Annotated in this window: 3 protein-coding genes; all 3 read right to left on the reverse strand. The window is 30.0% G+C overall.

The features are described 5' to 3' along the window. Nucleotides 1-370, reverse strand: a 370-nt coding sequence (locus ACXJH6_RS00445) for a rep family protein (protein WP_456469794.1), incomplete at its 3' end; no start/stop codon positions are given. 64 nt (nucleotides 371-434) lie between these two features. Then, entirely contained in the window at nucleotides 435-695 is a 261-nt protein-coding gene (locus ACXJH6_RS00450; RefSeq protein ID WP_456469795.1) for a ribbon-helix-helix domain-containing protein, read from the reverse strand. Nucleotides 696-1,363: 668 nt separating this feature from the next. Continuing rightward, nucleotides 1,364-2,131, reverse strand: a 768-nt coding sequence (locus tag ACXJH6_RS00455) for a hypothetical protein (RefSeq protein WP_456469796.1), incomplete at its 5' end; no start/stop codon positions are given.

Raw genomic sequence — 2,131 nt, forward strand, 5'->3', positions numbered from 1 at the left:
AATCATCATCATTTTCATAAGGATAAACTTCCAACGCTTGAAAGAATTTTTTTTGCTGATTATAAGCTCTACCAATAGAACAAGTTAAACAAAGTTTATCTTTTTTACAAAAATTCGCCCTATCTAACCTAATCTTATCATTACCAACACCAGCTTTAAACTCCAAAAAATTACCACAATCAAAAACATTCTTTTTCATTTTCTCATAAAATTCATCACTCTTAATAATTCTACCATCTACACGATACGGAAAACTATCCCAAAAATCAAAAAGTTTTATTTTCAGCTTATGAGCCCTAATATATCTCTTTTTAAACTTATCAATAAATTCATTTTGTTTATCCGCCAAATGTATGTTATAATTCAACACAGGTTATTCCTTTCCCCTATAAAAGGGACTAACAACACACACGCCCCTTTTGGGGCAACACACGCTACTTACATTTACCATCAACAAGAAATCCATAACCATTCTCTCTAAGATAATCATCTAAATTATTCTCATCGCCATTATAATTATCTATCAAATTTACAACATCAATATAAGTTTTACCAAACATCTCAACTAAATTTCTAACAACACCACTTTTACTAAGACCTGTAACATCAGCCAACTTTTGAAGCTCTTTTATAGTTTCACCATTCAAAGTCAATGTTACATTCCTAACCTTATCTTTTTTCAATTTATTAATCATAATGACACCTTTAAGACAAATTAAATTACACATAATTATACACAAAAAATTACAATTATCAAAAAAATGACACACTTTATTTCTATTTATCAAGTAATAAGTAAGCGAACTGAAAAAAATTAAAAAAATGAAAAAAAGATTTCAAATCCCAAAATTAATTTGTTTTGCTTTTTAAACTTTCCCCCTTAGTGGCTCAAAAACAATAAAATTGTTAAAACTTCCGTTACTCTTTGTCAAGTGTTTTCAATTCCTATAAAAATTTTCGAAAAACATTTTTTTTATTCATAGGTGTGTTTTTCTCAAATTTTTATAGGAACACGCCCACTGCGGGGGCAAAGCCCCACGCAAGTGGCGGCACTTGACAAAGAGTAACGGTTTTTATTGATTTATCGATTTTTGAGCCACCCTTTCGGGGGAAAAAGTTTTGTGTAGAATAGATTGATATACGATAGTTTATTGACCCGCTCGTTGGCGGGTATTGTAACTAAATCGTAATTGAAAAATAATAATAAGATAATTAAAATAGCTATATTTTAAGACAAATTTTCATCCCTTGCAGGTAAAAGGTAAGGATAAGAAAAACACAAATTTTCAAATACCTAACACATTTAAAACTTCGAGTTCGTTCGTCTAAGAGCTTCCTTTTTTAAGCAAATGACAAAAAACAACTATTTTTCAACAAAATCTAACTTATACTTCAAATCCGGTAATCTTCTATAAATAAGCCTAATAAATTCCTCTCCCTCTTCAAAATCATCACCAATTGAAACCTCATTAACACTTTCCAAATCCAAACCTCTTAAATTTCCAAATGTAAAAAATAATCTCTTACGATACAAAAAATAATACAACATCACCAACTGGTGTGGTTCCAATGAACTAAATTTCAAAGAATATTTCAAAACCTCTAATAAATTATCTCTAATTTGCTCTCTATTATCAAAATTAAGCTCACTAATAGAATGTATATAACTATCATTAAAACGCTTTAAAAAACGCTCTAACAGCTCATTTTGATACCACTTCTTACCTCTCTTATCCTCAACTTCATATAATTGCACTCTGTTATCAGAATTAACAAGCCAATTTATATGAACATTCCAACCATTACGAGTAAAAGTAAATTCAATACTACCCATACCACCATTAAACTGCGACCAAAAACCTTTACTATTTCTACGCCTCGAATTCCTCATTTGCATCAATGCGGACTTACGAAGTGCATCAGCACGATTATAAACAACTTCTAAACTTTCATCTGGAGAATGACGAACGGGAGTAACAATATAATACCAATACTTACTTAGTAAATCATCATCATTTTCATAAGGATAAACTTCCAACGCTTGAAAGAATTTTTTTTGCTGATTATAAGCTCTACCAATAGAACAAGTTAAACAAAGTTTATCTTTTTTACAAAAATTCGCCCTATCTAA

It is taken from the genome of Caminibacter sp., from assembly GCF_053999135.1.